Annotated in this window: 16 protein-coding genes; 11 read left to right on the top strand and 5 right to left on the bottom strand. The window is 69.3% G+C overall.

Annotation, left to right across the window (positions count from 1 at the left end):
- Window positions 1-5 precede the first annotated feature (5 nt).
- Window positions 6-1,121 carry an aminomethyl transferase family protein gene (locus tag AC07XB_RS24195; RefSeq protein WP_492830169.1) on the bottom strand — a complete coding sequence of 372 codons (1,116 nt, stop codon included), beginning with the start codon at window positions 1,119-1,121 and terminating at the stop codon, window positions 6-8.
- 186 nt (window positions 1,122-1,307) lie between these two features.
- On the opposite strand from AC07XB_RS24195, the gene AC07XB_RS24190 reads away from it, so the two are divergent.
- The 6 genes from AC07XB_RS24190 (at window position 1,308) to AC07XB_RS24165 (ending at window position 8,483) form a co-directional block, all read left to right on the top strand.
- Entirely contained in the window at window positions 1,308-3,353 is a 2,046-nt protein-coding gene (locus AC07XB_RS24190) for a sigma-54-dependent Fis family transcriptional regulator (RefSeq protein ID WP_492830167.1), read from the top strand.
- A 176-nt stretch (window positions 3,354-3,529) separates the two neighbouring features.
- Window positions 3,530-4,576 (top strand): beta-ribofuranosylaminobenzene 5'-phosphate synthase family protein, encoded by a 1,047-nt coding sequence (locus tag AC07XB_RS24185; RefSeq protein WP_477132760.1) that lies wholly within the window; start codon window positions 3,530-3,532, stop codon window positions 4,574-4,576.
- An 83-nt stretch (window positions 4,577-4,659) separates the two neighbouring features.
- A complete protein-coding gene (locus AC07XB_RS24180) occupies window positions 4,660-5,565 on the top strand; it encodes an NAD(P)-dependent methylenetetrahydromethanopterin dehydrogenase (RefSeq protein WP_492830165.1) in 906 nt (301 codons plus the stop codon).
- Between the two features lie 20 nt (window positions 5,566-5,585).
- Window positions 5,586-6,593 carry a methenyltetrahydromethanopterin cyclohydrolase gene (mch, locus tag AC07XB_RS24175; protein WP_416048562.1) on the top strand — a complete coding sequence of 336 codons (1,008 nt, stop codon included), beginning with the start codon at window positions 5,586-5,588 and terminating at the stop codon, window positions 6,591-6,593.
- A gap of 1 nt (window position 6,594) precedes the next feature.
- Window positions 6,595-7,569, top strand: coding sequence for an ATP-grasp domain-containing protein (locus AC07XB_RS24170; RefSeq protein WP_492830163.1), 975 nt, complete (start codon window positions 6,595-6,597; stop codon window positions 7,567-7,569).
- A complete protein-coding gene (locus AC07XB_RS24165) occupies window positions 7,566-8,483 on the top strand; it encodes a triphosphoribosyl-dephospho-CoA synthase (protein WP_492830161.1) in 918 nt (305 codons plus the stop codon). Before AC07XB_RS24170 ends, AC07XB_RS24165 begins: the two co-directional genes overlap by 4 nt.
- Window positions 8,484-8,532: 49 nt before the next feature.
- Here AC07XB_RS24165 and AC07XB_RS24160 read toward each other — a convergent pair whose 3' ends face one another.
- A complete protein-coding gene (locus AC07XB_RS24160) occupies window positions 8,533-8,997 on the bottom strand; it encodes a dihydroneopterin aldolase (protein ID WP_492830204.1) in 465 nt (154 codons plus the stop codon).
- Between the two features lie 419 nt (window positions 8,998-9,416).
- On the opposite strand from AC07XB_RS24160, the gene AC07XB_RS24155 reads away from it, so the two are divergent.
- From AC07XB_RS24155 to AC07XB_RS24140, 4 genes are read left to right on the top strand one after another with little or no spacing between them, the layout of a single operon-like run.
- On the top strand, window positions 9,417-10,013 hold the full coding sequence (locus AC07XB_RS24155) for a flavoprotein (RefSeq protein WP_492830202.1): 597 nt from the start codon (window positions 9,417-9,419) through the stop codon (window positions 10,011-10,013).
- Window positions 9,992-11,377, top strand: a complete 1,386-nt coding sequence (locus AC07XB_RS24150; RefSeq protein ID WP_492830159.1) for a DUF6513 domain-containing protein — start codon at window positions 9,992-9,994, stop codon at window positions 11,375-11,377. The genes AC07XB_RS24155 and AC07XB_RS24150 overlap by 22 nt, the downstream gene beginning before the upstream one ends.
- Window positions 11,374-12,003: a DUF447 domain-containing protein gene (locus AC07XB_RS24145; RefSeq protein WP_492830157.1), complete on the top strand. Its 630-nt coding sequence runs from the start codon at window positions 11,374-11,376 to the stop codon at window positions 12,001-12,003. Before AC07XB_RS24150 ends, AC07XB_RS24145 begins: the two co-directional genes overlap by 4 nt.
- The gene (locus AC07XB_RS24140) at window positions 12,000-12,704 is read left to right on the top strand and encodes a (5-formylfuran-3-yl)methyl phosphate synthase (protein ID WP_492830155.1); all 705 of its coding nucleotides are present in this window, start codon (window positions 12,000-12,002) and stop codon (window positions 12,702-12,704) included. Before AC07XB_RS24145 ends, AC07XB_RS24140 begins: the two co-directional genes overlap by 4 nt.
- Window positions 12,705-12,715: 11 nt before the next feature.
- On the opposite strand, the gene AC07XB_RS24135 is transcribed toward AC07XB_RS24140, so the two are convergent.
- Genes AC07XB_RS24135 through AC07XB_RS24125 form a run of 3 tightly spaced genes read right to left on the bottom strand, consistent with a single transcriptional unit; the run spans window position 12,716 to window position 15,420 of the window.
- Entirely contained in the window at window positions 12,716-13,315 is a 600-nt protein-coding gene (locus tag AC07XB_RS24135) for an amino acid kinase family protein (protein WP_492830153.1), read from the bottom strand.
- Window positions 13,316-13,352: 37 nt separating this feature from the next.
- The gene (locus AC07XB_RS24130; RefSeq protein WP_492830151.1) at window positions 13,353-14,435 is read right to left on the bottom strand and encodes a hydantoinase/oxoprolinase family protein; all 1,083 of its coding nucleotides are present in this window, start codon (window positions 14,433-14,435) and stop codon (window positions 13,353-13,355) included.
- Window positions 14,425-15,420: an ATP-grasp domain-containing protein gene (locus AC07XB_RS24125; protein WP_492830150.1), complete on the bottom strand. Its 996-nt coding sequence runs from the start codon at window positions 15,418-15,420 to the stop codon at window positions 14,425-14,427. Before AC07XB_RS24125 ends, AC07XB_RS24130 begins: the two co-directional genes overlap by 11 nt.
- Before the next feature lie 9 nt (window positions 15,421-15,429).
- Between AC07XB_RS24125 and AC07XB_RS24120 the strand changes: the two genes are divergently transcribed.
- On the top strand, window positions 15,430-16,158 hold the full coding sequence (locus AC07XB_RS24120; RefSeq protein ID WP_416048553.1) for a HisA/HisF-related TIM barrel protein: 729 nt from the start codon (window positions 15,430-15,432) through the stop codon (window positions 16,156-16,158).
- Window positions 16,159-16,300 lie beyond the last annotated feature (142 nt).

Genomic DNA, 16,300 nt, shown 5'->3' with positions numbered 1-16,300 from the left:
CCTGCTCAGGCGGCCTTGACTTGGGTACGCAGGCGCTGCGGATCGTAGAACGGCGTCTTGGTCACCGTGCCCGTATGCGCACCGTTGCTGTCGCGGATCTCCACCTTGGTGCCTAGCGCCTTGTAGCCGGGCTGCAGGTGCACGAGCGCCAGCGATTGCATCAGGTAGCGGCTGAAGGTGGCACTGGTCACCACGCCCACTTCCTTGCCATCCACGAAGATCTTTGATCCGGCCTCCACCGCGCGGACATGCCGTACCGCCACGCCGGCCTGGAAGAAGCGCTCCTTGCCGCGCGCATTGAGCAGTGCCGCCTTGCCCACGTAGTCGCCGGTCTTGTCGGTGTCGATGGCCCAGCCGAGGTTGACTTCCCACGGCGTGGTGTCGCCTTCCGGCATGTCGAAGGGGAAGAACAGCAAGCCCGCTTCGATGCGCGCGAGTTCGAGGGAATCCCAGGCGCAGGGAATCAGCCCCTGCGGCTTGCCCGCTTCCAGGATGGCGTCCCACAAGGCGATCGCGTCCGCCGCGGCGCAGGCGATCTCAAAGCCTTCTTCGCCCGAGTAGCCGCCCCGCGAAACTACGATCTTGCGGCCAAACAGCGTGGTCTCGCGGTGCGCAAAATACGGCAGGGAGGCCAACCCGGTGCCGATATGCAGCTTGAGGATGGCGGCGGCGCGGGGCCCTTGCAGGGACAGCATATGCACGTCAAAGTCCTGCTCCCACTTCACATCGCGGCCCTTCGAGAGCGCGGCCAGCTGGCGCTGCGTATTGCCGCTGCCGTGCGACAGGCGGTATTGGTTGGGGCCGTCGCAGATCACCATCAGGTCGTCGCTGACTGCGCCGTTCTCATCCACGGCTGCAGCCAGCCGCGCCGTGCCAGGCTGCAAGCGATGCACATCGATTGGTGCCATCTTGTCGATGACCGACGCGGCATCCTGGCCGGAGACCTTGACGATGTTCAGACCGCTTATGTCATAGAGGCCGGCAGCGGTGCGCACCGCCACTACCTCATCCTGCGGATCGCGCCGATAGCGCCAGGGGATCGGCATGTCGTTCCAGGTATCGCCGTCCAGGGTGGAACCGAGTTCGCGATGCCGATCGTTCAGGATGGATGCTCTGGTCATGTGCAGTCTCCGCAGGGTGTTTGCATTTGTGCGGAGTATGGCGAGCCGGCCCCCCTCCCAACAATTTCCACTTGGCACTACCTCCTTGGTAGTAGATGCGGGCGGTGCCTAAGGGGTATTGCAAGGCCAGGTACCGGTCCGCAGACTCCAGCCCACGGAAGTACGCCAGCGCAGGAGGAGAAACACATGACGGCATTGACCTTGACCCAGCTTCCCGTGCCGGCCGCGGGCACGCATGCGCAGCGCATCGCGCGCGCCGTCGCCTACCCGCAGTCCGCAACGGATGCCAGCGCCGTGGTGGTGCGCTCGTGGACCCGTTGCCTGGGCGAACACGGGCTCGATCCGGAGTTGCGTGCCGTGCCGCCGGTGCTCTCCGCCAGCGAATTGCGCGAGCGCGGGGAGCGCCTGGCCGACCTGGTGGACTGTGCCAGGCTGGAGATGAGCACGCTTTATCAGCAACTGGCCGACCCGGAGATGGCGGTGATGCTGACCGATGGCGAGGGCGTGGTCATGCATCTGGTTGCCGCCGACCCGTTCGCGCGGGAGATCGCCCCGGAAGGCCTGCGCGTCGGCGCGATCTGGAGCGAGCGCGAAGCCGGCACCAACGGCATAGGCACCTGCCTGGCGGAGAACGGTGCCGTGGCAATACGCCAGCATGAGCACTTCTTCCAGCGCTATGCCGGCCTGGCCTGCTCGGCTGCGCCTATCTATGACGAGAACGGGGTACTGGCCGCGGTGCTCGATGTCACCAGCCGCTCGCCCTTGCCGTTGCAGCAGCATTCCCCGGTGCTGGTCGGCATGTCCTGCCGCCATATCGAGAACCGCCTGTTTGACGCCCGCTTCCGCCACGCCTATCCGATCCGCTTCCACAGCCAGCCGGAACTGGTCTATACGCCCGGCGAAGGCAAGCTGGCGGTCGATGCCGACGGCGTAGTGCTCGCCGCCAACCGCAGCGCCCTGCTCCAGCTCGGCTGCCATTCGCTGCAGGCAGTGCGCGGCAAGCGCATCGATGAACTGTTCATGATCTCGCTCGACGAACTGGTGGCGCGCAGCGCGCGCCAGTCTTTTCATCCGATGCCGGTCTACCTCGCGCAGGCATCGGATCGTTTCTTCATGGTCGCGCAGCAGCCGCCACAGGAGTACCAGCCACGGCCCGCCCGGCCGGCGGCACGCAGCGCGCCGGCGCAGGAAGCTTGCGCGCCCCAGCCGGCCCGCGCAGGCCTGGCCTGCGGCGATCCGCGCATGGACGCACAGGTCCGGCTCGCCACGCGCGTCATCGCGCGCAACGTGCCCATCCTGCTCCACGGCGAAACCGGCTCGGGCAAGGACGTCTTCGCCAATGCGCTGCACGCGGCCAGCCCTGCGGCACAAGGCGCCTTCGTGGCCATCAATTGCGCCTCTCTGCCGGAATCGCTGATCGAGAGCGAACTGTTCGGCTACCGGGCGGGAGCCTTTACCGGCGCCCAGCGCGAAGGCCGGCGCGGCAAGATCCTCCAGGCCGACGGCGGCACGCTGTTCCTCGATGAGATCGGCGATATGCCGATGGCCTTGCAGGCACGCCTGCTGCGCGTGCTGGAGGAGCGGCGGGTGACACCGCTCGGGTCCGAAACCTCGGCCCGGGTCGATTTCCAGCTGATCAGCGCCAGCCATCGCAACCTCGCCGAGCTGGTCCATGACGGGCGCTTTCGCGAAGACCTCTTCTACCGGCTAAGCGGCGTCGAGCTGCGCCTGCCGCCCTTGCGCGAACGCACCGACCGGCTGGCCCTGATCCACGCCATCCTGGCCGAGGAGGCCGGCCCGCAGGAAACGCCGCCCACGCTCGCACCCGACGCCGAGCAGGCGCTGATGCGCTACGACTGGCCTGGCAACCTGCGGCAACTGCGCTACGTGCTGCGCACTGCCGTGGCCCTGTGCGACGGCGCGCGCCTGACCAGCCGGCAGCTTCCGCCGGAAGTCGCGCAAGGCGCACAGAATTCCGCGCGCCGTGGCCGGGGTGCCGGCGCAGGAGCCGAGGCAAGCAAGCCCGCGCAGCAGAGCCTGCCGCCCTTTAACGCCATCCAGTTGAACGAGCGCAAGACCATCCTGGAACTGCTGGAGACGCATCGTTGGAATGTCAGCACCGTCGCCCGCGTGCTGCGGGTCAGCCGCAACACGCTGTACCGCAAGATGCACCAGTTATGCATCGAGATCGCGCGGGAGGCGGCAGCGTCACGGCATGCGGGCGGGGCCTGAGCGCGGCCCACCCGCGCCCGGCTTGGCGTCATGACACCTTGTCCGCAAAGCGGAACGCGGGGCATGACACGCTGTCACTCCAACGCGCCGCGCCGCGTCCCCTGCAGGCCGGCGGCGCAGTGGTATGCCGCTTGCTAGATCAGGCAGACAAAGCGATTCGCGAAAGGCCCTCATCCATGCAAACGCTCGAAAAACCCACCCACGAAGGTCATGGCATCAACCCGTCCGGCGCGGTTCGGATTCACGCGACCGGGCGCCTGCATCTGGGCTTTCTCGACCCGGGCGCATCGCTTGGGCGGCGCTTTGGCAGTCTCGGCTTGTCGATCGGCGGCCCGGCGACCATCCTCGACCTCGGCCCGGCCGTGCAGGACCGGGTCGCCGCGGTGAACCACGCCGCACGGCAGGAAGTCCCGCGCGTCTCGGCCTGGCTGGAACAGCTCAAGCAAGCCAGCGGCATCCAGTGCCCCCTCGCGGTCTGCCTGCATGAGGTATTGCCTGCGCATGCGGGCTTCGGCTCGGGCACGCAACTGGCGCTGGCCCTGGGCCGGACGTTTGCAACGCTGCACGGCCTGCCATGGTCCGCCGCCGACATCGCCAGCCTGCTAGGCCGTGGAGGCCGCTCCGGCGTAGGCATCGCTGCATTCGAGCGCGGCGGGCTGCTGGTGGACAGCGGCCCGCGTGGCGCGGGCAGCGTGGCGCCGTTGACGGCGCGTTTCGATTTCCCGGCCGACTGGCGCATCGTGCTGCTGCTCGACACCAGCCGCACCGGCTTGCACGGCGCAGCGGAGAAGCAGGCCATGCAAGGCCTGCCGTCCTTCCCCCAGGCACTGTCCGCCGATCTCTGCCACCGCGTGCTGATGCAGATCCTGCCCGCCGCCGCCGAGCATGACTTCGTGCCCTTCGCCCAAGGCGTCAATCACCTGCAGCAGGTCATCGGCGGCTACTTCGCGCCGGCGCAAGGCGGCGTGTACAGCAGCCCGGCGGTCGGCCAAGCGCTGGCCCGGATCTCGCAGCAGGCGGGCGCCAACGCAGCAGCCGTCGGGCAAAGCTCATGGGGCCCGACCGGCTTCGCCATCGTACCTTCGCAAGCCACAGCCGAACAGGCAGTAGCGGACATCCGCGCGGCAGGACTGTTGGGCCCCTTCCTGCAGGCACGCATTGTTGCAGGGGTCAATGGTGGCGCGCAAGTCGTGCCATCGGCGCGGCAGCGCAGCGCGGCGTGAGGCGGGTGACAGGATGCGCCAACGCCGATAGACCCGAGCCCCAATTACCTGAAGTTGAGCACCCAGATCACGGAGCCCCCAAAATGGCACGCCCCTACATTCTTCACATGTTCACCCCGACCCGGCAAGCCAGCCCCTTCGACGTCAACATGGCCGTCGACGCCGGCTACGAGCACGTCATCCCCTACGCTGAAGTCGGCCTCGACAACGTTGCCGCCCTGACCCAGGACGCCATCTTCTCCCGCGGGCCGAAAGGCGTCGCCAACACCGGCATCTTCATCGGCGGTCGTGATGTGGTACTGGCGACCGACATGCTCGAGGCGGCGCGCAAGGCCATGGTGCCTCCGTTCGCGGTGTCCGTCTTCGCCGACCCGAGCGGTTCCTACACCACCGCCGCGGCGCTGGTGGCCACCGTCGAGCGGCAACTGCGCAAGGTGCATCGATCCGATTTCTCCGGCCGCCGGGTGCTGGTGCTTGGCGGCAGCGGCGCCGTCGGGCGCGTCGCGGGGGCGCTGGCCTCGCAACTTGGCGCGCGCGTCTGGCTGTCGAACCGCTCCGGGAGCGAGCAAGCCACCCGCATCAGCCGGGAGACCAACGAACGCTTCAACGCGCAGACCGAGGGCATCCTGATCCGCTCGGCGGAGGCGCTCCAGGCGGCGCTGGCCGAAGCTGACGTGGTCTTCGCCACCGCAAGCGCTGGCGTCCAGGTCGTGAGCGAGGCGGACCGTGCCGCCGCAGGCAAGCTGCTGGTAGCCGCCGACGTGAACGCCGTGCCTCCTGCGGGCATCGCTGGCGTGGACGCCAGTGCCGATGGCAAGCCCGTCGGCACTGGCAAGGCCGTGGGCGTCGGCGCGCTCGCCATCGGCAACATCAAGTACCAGGTCCAGCACCGCCTGTTCCTCGCCATGCGCGAAGCCGCCAAGCCGGTCTACCTGGGCTTCCCCGAAGCCATGGCCATGGCGCGCACCGTTGCCGCCGAACTGCCCTGAATCACCCAACCGAGGCGCCCATGCCAAGCACAACGAATCCTAGCGCTACGTTCAGCGTCAACGCGCTCAGCCAGCCGCTCGTCGCCAGCCTGCTCGGCCACCGCGCCGAGTGGCAGCTCTCGGTCTCCAATGGGCCCATGGGCGTACGCATCGTCGATGCCGGCGTCGAGACGCGCGGCAGCGTCGAGGCGGGCATTGCCATTGCGGCGATCTGCATGGGCGGGCTGGGCCAGGTGCGCCTGCGCCACGGCGGCGCAGGTTGGCCCACGCAGATCGAGGTCAGCAGCGGACAGCCTGTGCTGGCCTGCCTGGCCAGCCAGTACGCCGGCTGGAGCCTGAGCGCCAGCAAGGAGGAAACCGGCGGCAGGAAGTTCTTCGCGCTGGGCTCCGGCCCGGCGCGCGCGCTCGCTGGCAAGGAAACGCTGTTCGAGGAGCTTGGCTACCGCGACAGCCTGCCCGACGGTGGCAGCGGCGCCTGCCTGGTGCTGGAAGTCGACCGCGCGCCGCCGGAGATCGTCATCCAGAAGATCCTGCGGGACTGCGGACTGCGGCCCGGGCAACTGACCGTGATCCTGACGCCGACGGCAAGCCTGGCCGGCACCACGCAGGTGGTAGGCCGCGTGCTGGAGGTCGCGCTACACAAGGCGCACGTGCTTGGCTTCCCGCTGGACCGCATCGTCGGCGGCAGCGGTGTCGCGCCACTGCCGCCACCGGGCGCCGATGCGGGCGATGCGATGGGCCGCACCAACGATGCCATCCTGTACGGCGGCAGCGTGCACCTGACGGTCGACACCGACGACGATGCCGCCCGGGCGCTTGCCCTCGCGCTTCCCTCGGCCAGGTCGCGCGACTATGGGCGCCCCTTCGCCGATGTGTTCAAGGAGTATGGCTACGACTTCTACCGCATCGACCCGGCCCTGTTCGCGCCCGCCGAGGCGTGGGTCAGCAACCTCGCTTCCGGCCGGACCTGGCACGCTGGTGCGCTGAACCTGCCGCTGCTGCACGGGCAATGGCTGCAGGAAGCCTGACATGGCCGCCTCCCCTGCGCGCAGCCCGCTGCGCATCGCCATCATGACCGACGAAACCGGTTGGCATACCGCCACGCTGAAGCAGGCCCTGCGCAAGCGCGGCTGCGAAGGCCGCTGTGTGGACCTGGCCGATTGCCGGATCGACACCACATGGGCCTGGCACGGCCTGGTGATCCCCGGCTATGGGCGTGCCCTGCCGGATGCCGTGATCGTGCGCGGCCTCGCGTCCGGCAGCTTCGAGCAGGTCACGCTGCGGCTGGGCATCCTGCACGCGCTGCGCGAACTGGGGGTGCCCGTGTACAACGACGCGCGTGCCATCGAGCGCAGCGTGGACAAGGGCATGACCAGCTTCCTGCTGCACCTGGCCGGCATTCCCACGCCCGCGACCTGGGTGAGCGAATCCGCGCCGCACGCGCAGCGCACGGTGATGCGCGAGAGCGCCGCCGGGCACGCGCTGGTGCTCAAGCCGCTGTTCGGCTCGCAGGGCAAGGGGCTGCAGCGCATCGGCATGGTCGAGGCAGGACACGCGCCCGTGCCGCTGCCTGCGCTGGCGGCATACCGGCATGTGGCCTACCTGCAGCGCTTCGTCCCCTCTCCGGCTGCGCCCGGCAAGCCGGGGTTCGACTGGCGCGTGCTAGTGGTCGGCGGACGGGCGGTGGCGGCCATGCGCCGCGTCAGCCAGGGCTGGATTCACAATGTGGCGCAAGGCGCCCGCTGCGAGCACGCTGACATCACGCCTGCGCTGGCTGCACTTGCCGTGCGCGCTACCGAAGCGCTTGGCCTCGACTACGCTGGCGTGGATCTCGTTCCCGTCGGCGAAGGGGAAGACACGGATCAGGCGATGGTCATCGAGGTCAATGGCGTGGCGGCCTGGCATGGGCTGCAATCCGTCACGGCGGTCGATATCGCCGGCCTGCTTGTCGATGATCTGCTCAAGCGCAAGCTGCCCGCGGCGCGCCAGGGAGCCGTGGCGTGAGAGCGGCACCGGACAACAGCGTGGCCGGCACTGCCGCGGTGGCTTTCCTGTGGGCGTGCACGCTGGACGTGGCGGTGGCCAAACCGGGCAACGTCAGCATGGATGCCCCCGGCCACGGCATGACTGCCAGGCTCTTCCTGGACAGCGCGGCGGTGGCGGTGGCACCGCTGACCGATGCCGCGCTCACGGTCGGCGAGCGTATCGAGGAGGCGGTCGCGCAAACGCAGGCGGTGGCGCGGTGCAACACCAATCTCGGCATCCTGCTGCTATGCGCGCCACTGGCCGCCGCCGTGGAAGGCGAGCCGCCGCGCGATGCCGAAACGCTGCGCGAGCAGACCGAGGCGGTGCTGGCGGCCCTGACCGTGGCCGATGCCGAGGCCGCCTATCGCGCGATCGCGCACGCCATGCCGGCCGGCCTTGGCGCGGCGCCGGAGCAGGACGTGGCCGCCAGGCCCACGGTGAACCTGCGCGCCGCCATGCACCTGGCCGCCATGCGCGATACGGTGGCGCGCCAGTATGCGAATGGCTACGCCGACCTCTTCACGCTCGGGCTGCCGGTGCTGCGCAGGCACCTCGCCGGACACGGTGCCTGGCCCGAGCGCCTGCACCGGGCGGTGGTAGCCGTCCATCTCGCCTTCCTGGCGCGCTTCCCGGACTCGCATATCGCACGCAAGCATGGGCTGGCTGTGGCAAGGCGCGTGAGTGACCGCGCGCGGCTGTTCCACGGGCGCATCGAGGCGGGCCAGTCCATTGATGCGGAGGCATTCGTGCAATGGGACCGGGAATTGAAAGCCACCGGCCTCAACCCGGGCACCAGCGCCGACCTGACCGTTGCCAGCGCGATGATCGCGGGTTGCCTCGATCCGGCGCTGTGCGCGATGCCCATCGACCCGCGCCAGGCCCGAGTCAGGTAGCGCAAATCAGCGTGGCGCCGGCCTGTTCCGGCGCCACGCCGGGAAACACCTAGAAATCAACGGCGCCCCGGCCCAGCCAGCCGTACCCGTGATCCTTAACGTGCAAGGTCTCGTCGCGGCGCCGCTCTATCGCCACCCCCACCGAGTCAACGTCGTCGAATTTCTTCGGCTTGACCACCACCACGCGCACCCAGTGCGCCCCAAAGTCTTCCAGCAGCAATTGCGCCACGCGCTCGGCAAGCGCCTCCAGCAACTGCAGCCGGTGCGTGGCCATCAAGTCCCGCAACGCGGTGCGGACCTTGCCATAGTCGATGGTGTCGCCGATCCGGTCACTGCTGCAGGCGGCACTGCGCGGCAGCCCGGCTGTCAGGTCGATGCGCAGCGGTTGCGGCGTGCGCAGTTCGCTGTCGTCAATGCCGATGATCGTCTGCGCTTCGAAGCCTTCGATAAAGATCAGGTCCATCGGCACCGGCGCGGCCGCCGGTGCCGTCCGGGCGGCCATGGATTCCGCCATCAGGCCCGGCAGCAAGCCGAACTCCGCCGCTTCGGCCTGCCACATCATGTCGTCTCGTTTCATCTGCCCTCCGTGCAATGCACTCGCTACCAGCGCGCGGCCGGCGACCACGCTCCCGTGCCTGTCTCGCAAGAAGCAGGCCACGGGCAAGCGCGGGACCGCGCCCCAGTTCCGGCGGGGCCAGGCGGGACGCCGGCGCGGCGTGCAAGCGCGGGACATACGCAAGCCGGACGACACAACCTGTCCCGCCGACGGCGCAGTCAGCGCGGCGCAACCCGGCGCCCGGGCCTTGCGGATCAAGGCGCCGGCGCCAGGCACGACTCCTGCAATCATTCCAGCCCAGTTCGATCACCCTAGCGAGTCACACGTTGGCCCAACTCTCTGCCCCACTTGGCCCGGACACCGAAGGATTCGCCCTCATCGAGGGCGAGGACGCCGATGCTCTCGCTCGGACCGAGGGTATCCCCCGCTTTGCCTGGGCCATCACCGGCTCCGGGCATTTCCTCGAAGAAAGCCTGGCGCTTGCCGCCGCCCTGCCCGATGTGGACATGTTCCTGTCGCGCGCGGCCGAGGAAGTGCTGGCGATCTACGGTATCCAGTTGAAGGACCTGAAGGCGCGCTTCCGCGTCTTCCGGGACAAGACCGCCAGCGCGGCGCCGGTCGGCATGTTTTATGCGCGCCGCTACCACACCGCCATCGTCGCCCCGGCCACCAGCAATACCGTCGCCAAATGCGTCGCCGGCATCTCCGACACGCTGCCAACCAATATCCTCGCCCAGGCGGGCAAGCTCGGCATCCCCGGCATCGTGTACGCGTGCGACACGGAGCCCGTGGTGGTCACCAAGGGGCCGGACGGCTGGCTGAAGCTGCATCCCCGCAATATCGAACTGGAGAACGTGGAACGGCTGCGGCGTATCGACCATTGCGAAGTGGTGTGTTCCATCGACGAACTGCGCCGCACGCTGGATCAACGACTGAAGGCACTGACACTGACATGGAACACATCGTCTTCCTGACCGGCCGCCTGGCGGAAAAAGGCCTGGAACGCGTGCTGCGCAGCCTGGAGCCCGCGCCGTTCTCCTGGGAGATCCGCGAAATCGGCGTGCAGGTGGCCGCGCTGATGACCGCCGACCTGGTGCGCCGACGGGTGGCCGCGCCCGTGGTGGCGGACCGCATCATCGTGCCGGGCCGCTGCCGCGGGGACCTGGACGCGCTGTCGCTGTACTACGGCATGCCGGTGGAGCGCGGGCCGGAAGAGCTCAAGGATCTGCCGCAGTTCTTCAACCGCAAGGCCAAGCCGGTCGACCTGTCGCGGCACGACATCGCGATCTTCGCCGAGATCGTCGACGCGCCCCAGCTCGATATCGAAAGCGTATGCGCGCGGGCGCGCCGGCACCGGGCGGATGGCGCCGACGTCATCGACCTCGGCTGCCTGCCCGCCACGCCCTTCCCGCACCTGGAGGACACGGTGCGCGCGCTGAAGGCGGAGGGCTTCCTGGTCAGCGTGGATTCGATGAACGCCGGCGAACTGGTGCGCGGCGGCACGGCCGGCGCGGACTACTTGCTCAGCCTGACCCTGGACACCCTGTGGGTGGCGGACGAGGTCGCGGCCACGCCGATCCTGGTGCCGCAGCAGCCGGGCGACGAAGCGTCGCTGTGCGCGGCGATCGAAGCCATGGAGCAGCGCGGCCGGGCCTATATCGCCGACGCCATCCTCGACCCGATCCCGTTCGGCCTGCTGGCCTCGCTTGGGCGCTACGAGCGGCTGCGCCAGCGCTTTCCCAAGGCGCCCATCATGCTCGGCGTGGGCAACCTGACCGAGCTGACCGAGGCGGACACCGGCGGCATCAATGCCATCCTGATGGGCATCGCGGTGGAGCTGCACGCCTCGGCGATCCTGACCACGCAGGTCAGCGGCCACGCACGCCGCGCCATTCGCGAAGCGGACGTGGCGCGCCGGATGATGTACGCCGCGCGCGAGCAGAACGCTTTGCCCAAAGGCATCACCGACGAGATGATGACGCTGCATGCGCGTGAGCCCTACCCCGATACACCGGAGGAAATTGCCGAGACCGCCAGCGCGATCCGCGACCCGAACTTCCGCGTGCAGGTCTCCGAGCAAGGAATACACGCCTACAACCGCGACGGGCACCACGTGGCCTCCGACCCCTTCACCCTGTTTCCCCGGCTGCAACTGGAGCACGACGGCAACCACGCCTTCTACCTGGGCGTGGAACTGGCGCGCGCGGAGATCGCCTGGCGCCTGGGCAAGCGCTACGTACAGGACCAATCGCTGGACTGGGGCTGCGCCGCCGAACGCGATGCACAGGATCTGACCGAATGGTGCGCGCCGGGCGCCACCATGCGAAAGCGGGCATGAGGGCAAGCACCATGAGCAATGACGTGATCTACGAAACCGTCGTCACCACCGTCTCGGCGGACGGTGCGGCGCATATCGCGCCGATGGGTGTGCGCTACCGGGGTAGCGACATCGTGCTGATGCCGTTCCGGCCCTCCGCCACCTATGACAACATCGTCGGCAGCGGCACCGCCGTGGTCAACCTGACCACCGACGTGCGCGTCTTCGCCGGCTGCCTCACGGGCCGCCGCCAGTGGCCCACCGTGCCGGCGGAGCGGATCCAGGGCGTGCGGCTGGCCAGCGCGCTGAGCCACATCGAACTGCGCCTGATGCAGCAAGGCGGCGATCCCGCGCGGCCTTCGCTGCGCATGGGCCGCGTGCACGAGGCCCGTCACGGTGACTTTCCCGGATTCAACCGCGCGCAGGCGGCGGTCATCGAAGGCGCGGTGCTGGTCAGCCGGCTGGACCTGCTGCCGGCCGACAAGATCGCCCGCGAGATGGCCTACCTGCAGATCGCCATCGACAAGACCGCCGGCGCGGCGGAACACGAAGCATGGCAATGGCTGCAGGACCGCGTCGCGGCCTGGCATGCCGGCAATACCGGCCACAGCGCCGCCCCCGAGCCCACCTTGGAGAAGACCCGATGACATCCCTGCTGACCAGCGTACGCAATGTGACGGAGGCCCTGCAAGCCGCCATTGCGGGGGCCGACCTGATCGACCTGAAGGAACCCAGGGCGGGAGCGCTCGGCGCGCTGCCGGCGCAAACCGTGCGTGAGGTGGTCGGCGCGGTGCGCGCGCGCTGGCCCGGGCGCTTGCTGAGCGCGACGATCGGCGACGTGGCGCCGGCCGAGCATGCCGTCATGATGCTGATGGCCAACACCATCGGCAAATGCGGTGTCGATTACGTCAAGGTGGGCGTGTCGCCCGGCGCACACGGGCGCGAAGCCTTGCGGCGCCTGGCTACCTTGCCATGGCAGGTGGTGCCGGTGTTCCTGGCCGACCACGGGGTGGACCTGAAGCTGGTTGAAGAGGCCTGCGAGTTGGGCTTTCCGGCGGTGATGGCCGACACGGCGGGAAAGCAGGCAGGCAGCCTGTTCGACTGCGTCGACATAGCCACGCTCGCGGCCATGACCCGCATCGCACGGCGCCGGGGCGTCAAGGTTGGCCTGGCCGGCTCACTGCAGCTCGTGCATCTGCCGCAACTGCATGCGCTGGCGCCGGACTTTGCAGGCTTCCGTGGGGCGTTGTGCGACGGCGGGCGCGCTGGGCGCCTCGATCCGGCCAAGGTGGCGGCGCTGCGCGCCGGTTTGCACCCGGCGGCCGCGTTGGAACCGCAGCCGGCCTGAGCACCGCACGTCTACGCGACCCCGTCTCGCGGGGCGTCGCTGAACAGCGCGCGCAAGCGCTGCAGATCCTCCTTATGCAGAAGCTCGACCGGATATGCCGCGTCGCGCGTGTAATGGCAGAAGCCGCGGTCGACCACCCCCGAATCCATATACTCCGCCAGCGTCATCCCACGCTTGACCGGACACGACTTGACCAACACCAGCCGCCGCGCGCCAAGCCGGCTGGCCAGCCACGCGGCGATGCTGTCAGCAGTCACGTCCCAGCTCGCCAACGCATCCGGCGCCTTGCGCAATAGGCCGAATGGCGCCCAGACTGCAACGCCGCCATCGCGCAGCACGGCATGGATCGCATTGTCGTCGGCGGCCACCTTCAGGCCGGGGCACAGCCCCTGCAGCATCAAGCCATACTGGACCATGGCCAGCACCGCCATATTGTGCGCAACCAGGTCGTCGAAGGCCCATTGCCCCTGGTACTCGCGCACCTGGTCGGCAAACCCGCCGCCGCCCGGCACCACCACCACGCGCCCGCCGCCGCGCGCGGCCAGTTCCCGCAGCCAGTCTCGCAGCACCGGGTCGCGGCCAAGGCTGCCGCCGATCTTTACGATGTGCACAGAGCCTCCCACTTCAGTGCGGCACACCGGGAACACGTCATTGGCATGCCTCCGTGCCTTCCATCGCGACCGCCTCGTCCCCCGCCTGCCAAAGCAGGACCGCCACGGCAATGCTTGGGGCGCACACGCGCGCCCACTCCACGTGGGCCGGCGCCATGCCGGCGAGGTCTTCAAAGGCCCGATAGGGACGACCAAGCCGGCCGGCCAGATCGCGCGCCAGGAAATGCCCGCAGCCCGCGCCGATCAGCGGCGCGTCTGGCGGCAAGCCAGACCGGTCGATGACGCGCAGCAGGTTGTCCCACAGCGCTGCGATCTGGGCCTGCCGCCACGCGCGCGCGACCTCCAGCCATGCCGCCGGCGACGCGTCGCGCGCATCGTGCCCGATCATCCTGGCCAGCCGCTGCCGTGTTGCCTCCGGCGTCTTGGCGCCGCCGTCGGCCGCCGGGTGGGGATCGTGCGCGTCGGGCAGTTCCCCCGTGATCCGGTACACATCGGCGGTGGTGGCGAACAGCTCGTTCATCACGTTGTAGCGGGTGCCCTTCAAGGCGATGCGGCGTGCCAGCGCGCAAAGCGGCGTGCGCGCCACGCCCAGGTAAACCAGTTCGCCCGAGGCCAGCCGGCCGGCGTCGTCGCGGCCGTGCGCCGCCACCTCGCCGTCCACGATGGGAATCAGGTCGCTGGTGGTGGTGCCGATGTCCACCAGCACGCCGTGACCGATGCGCTCAGCCACCATGCGGGCGGTCGCCACCCAGTTGGCCGAGGCGATGTGCTGCCAGTCCGCCGCCACCTGGCGCCGCGTGCGCCAGCCCGCAGCGCCGGCGAAGAAGACGGTGCGTTCGCCAAAGGCGCCCCACATGATGTCTGCCAGCGCCACCACGCCGGCCTCGCGGTGCTCGAACAGGTCGGCCATTTCGCCGGTCATGGTGACCGCGTGCGCGGCGTGCCCGCAATCGGGCCAGCGCGCGCGCGCTTGCGCCAGCACGTCGTCCAGCAGATGCAAGCCCTGCCACAAGGGACAGGCCCACTGCGCGATATCGCGCACGATGCCGTCCTCCAGGCGCGTTGCCTTGATATTGGCGCCGCCCAGGTCCCAGCCGTAGACAACCCGCTCAGCGGCCATGGGAGGCTCCGTTGGCGACCAGCCGCTCGGCCAGGATCTGGTGTCCCGCCAGCATCTCGCAGGCCAGGTTGCGGCCCAGTTCGGCTGACAGGCCCACATAGGCGCAGGTCACCCGAGGATTCACCTCGATCACCACGGGGCCGCGCCCGGGATGCCAGACCAGATCGATGCCGACGAACCCCCGCAAGCCGGGCATGCCCGTCGCCACGCACTGCGCCACGTCCGCCAGCCAGCGGCCCGCCGAGCCCTCGCGTTCGATGGCATTGATCTGCACGCCGTCGTCATGCACCTGCCCGCGCGCATCGACGCGAATGCGCTGCGCGTTCACGCTCAGCAATTCGGTGCCGCCCGGGCCGCACAACAGCGACAGGCTTAGCGGCTCGCCCTCCACCCAGGGCTCGAGCACCACCGGCTCGCCATCCGCGAGCCGCCGCAGCCAGGCTTCATGCGCCGCGTCGAAACCGTCGTAGGCGTACGTCGCCACCGATCCCGCGCCATCGTCCGGCTTGACCACCCAGCACCCGGGCTCGGCCGCGTCCCCTTCGCTCCATGGCTGGGTCGCGGCGACGCCGAGCGCGGCAAGCCGCTGCGCGGTGGCGCGCTTGCTGGTGGCCAGCGCGATCGCGCCGGCGTCGCAGCCCAGCCAGCGCGCGTCGCCCACCATGTAGTTCAGGCTCAGCAGCACCCCCTCGGATTCCGGTGCCACAACCCAGCTCACGTCGTGGCAAGCCGCCTGGCGGCGCACGAAGTCCGCCGCGTCCTCGCCAGGCATGTGCGCGCACCAGCTCACCTTGTGCGCGCCATGGCAATCCGCCGGCAGCTCGCCGGGCAGCGCCGCGCAGGTGAGCGCCACATCGCCGATGCGCGCCAGATCTGCGATCATCGCGTCACGCATGGCCCTGCCCTGGCGCAGCAGGTGCGGCACCGCGCGGGTGTCCATGGCGCCCGCACTGATATATTCATAGACGAACACACGCGTCATCATTCCCTCTCCATGCACATCATCCCAGTCATCGATCTTCTCGACGGCCGCGTTGTCCGAGCAGTGCGCGGCCAGCGCGACCAGTACCGCCCCATCGTGTCCGGCCTGCATCCGGGCAGCGATCCGGTGGCACTGGCGCGGGCGATGCTTGCGTATTGCGCGAGCCGCACGCTGTATATCGCCGACCTTGACGCGCTCACGGGGCGCGCCGCCCAGCTTGAGGCGCTGCAGGCCCTTTGCCTTGCCTTGCCGGAAACCGAGCTCTGGCTGGACGCCGGCTTCGCCAATGCCGCCCAGGCCACGGCGTCACTGGCCGCGCTGCGCGGCACTGGCGCGCGGGTGGTGCCGGTGTTCGGCAGCGAAAGCTTGTCCGAGCCGCCCGCCGCGGCAGGCGCCGCACCGCCGTTCGACACCTGGCCCGGCGCCGTGCTCTCGCTCGACCGGCGCCATGGCATGCCGCTGGGCAACGCGGCATGGTGGCAGGCCAGTGCCGCATGGCCGGCGCAGCTGATCGTGATGGCGCTGGATCGCGTCGGCGCGTTCGAAGGGCCCGACCTGGCAACACTCGCGGCGATCCGCTCGCAGGCGGGCACCGGGCGCAGGCTGGTCGGCGCCGGTGGCATTCGCGATGGCGCCGACCTGGCCGCCGCCGCGCATGCCGGGGCCAGCGCCTGGCTGGTTGCATCGGCCATTCACGATCTCCGTATTCCGCCGGCTGGCCAGGCAGGACAATCCTCCTGATCCGCGCAAGCGGCACCCTCAAGCAAAAATACAAGCAGGCATAAACACGTTCCATGCCAGCCTGCTACGGCGTGCTGGCGCGGCTTGGCGCCGCATGCGCAACCAACCGGGGTGACAGGTTGCCACGTGCACGGAGCACCGG

This window comes from Cupriavidus sp. GW821-FHT02F09, assembly GCF_059421605.1.
The sequence above is the reverse complement of the archived record's forward strand: the minus strand, read 5'-3'. Positions and strand labels throughout refer to the sequence as shown.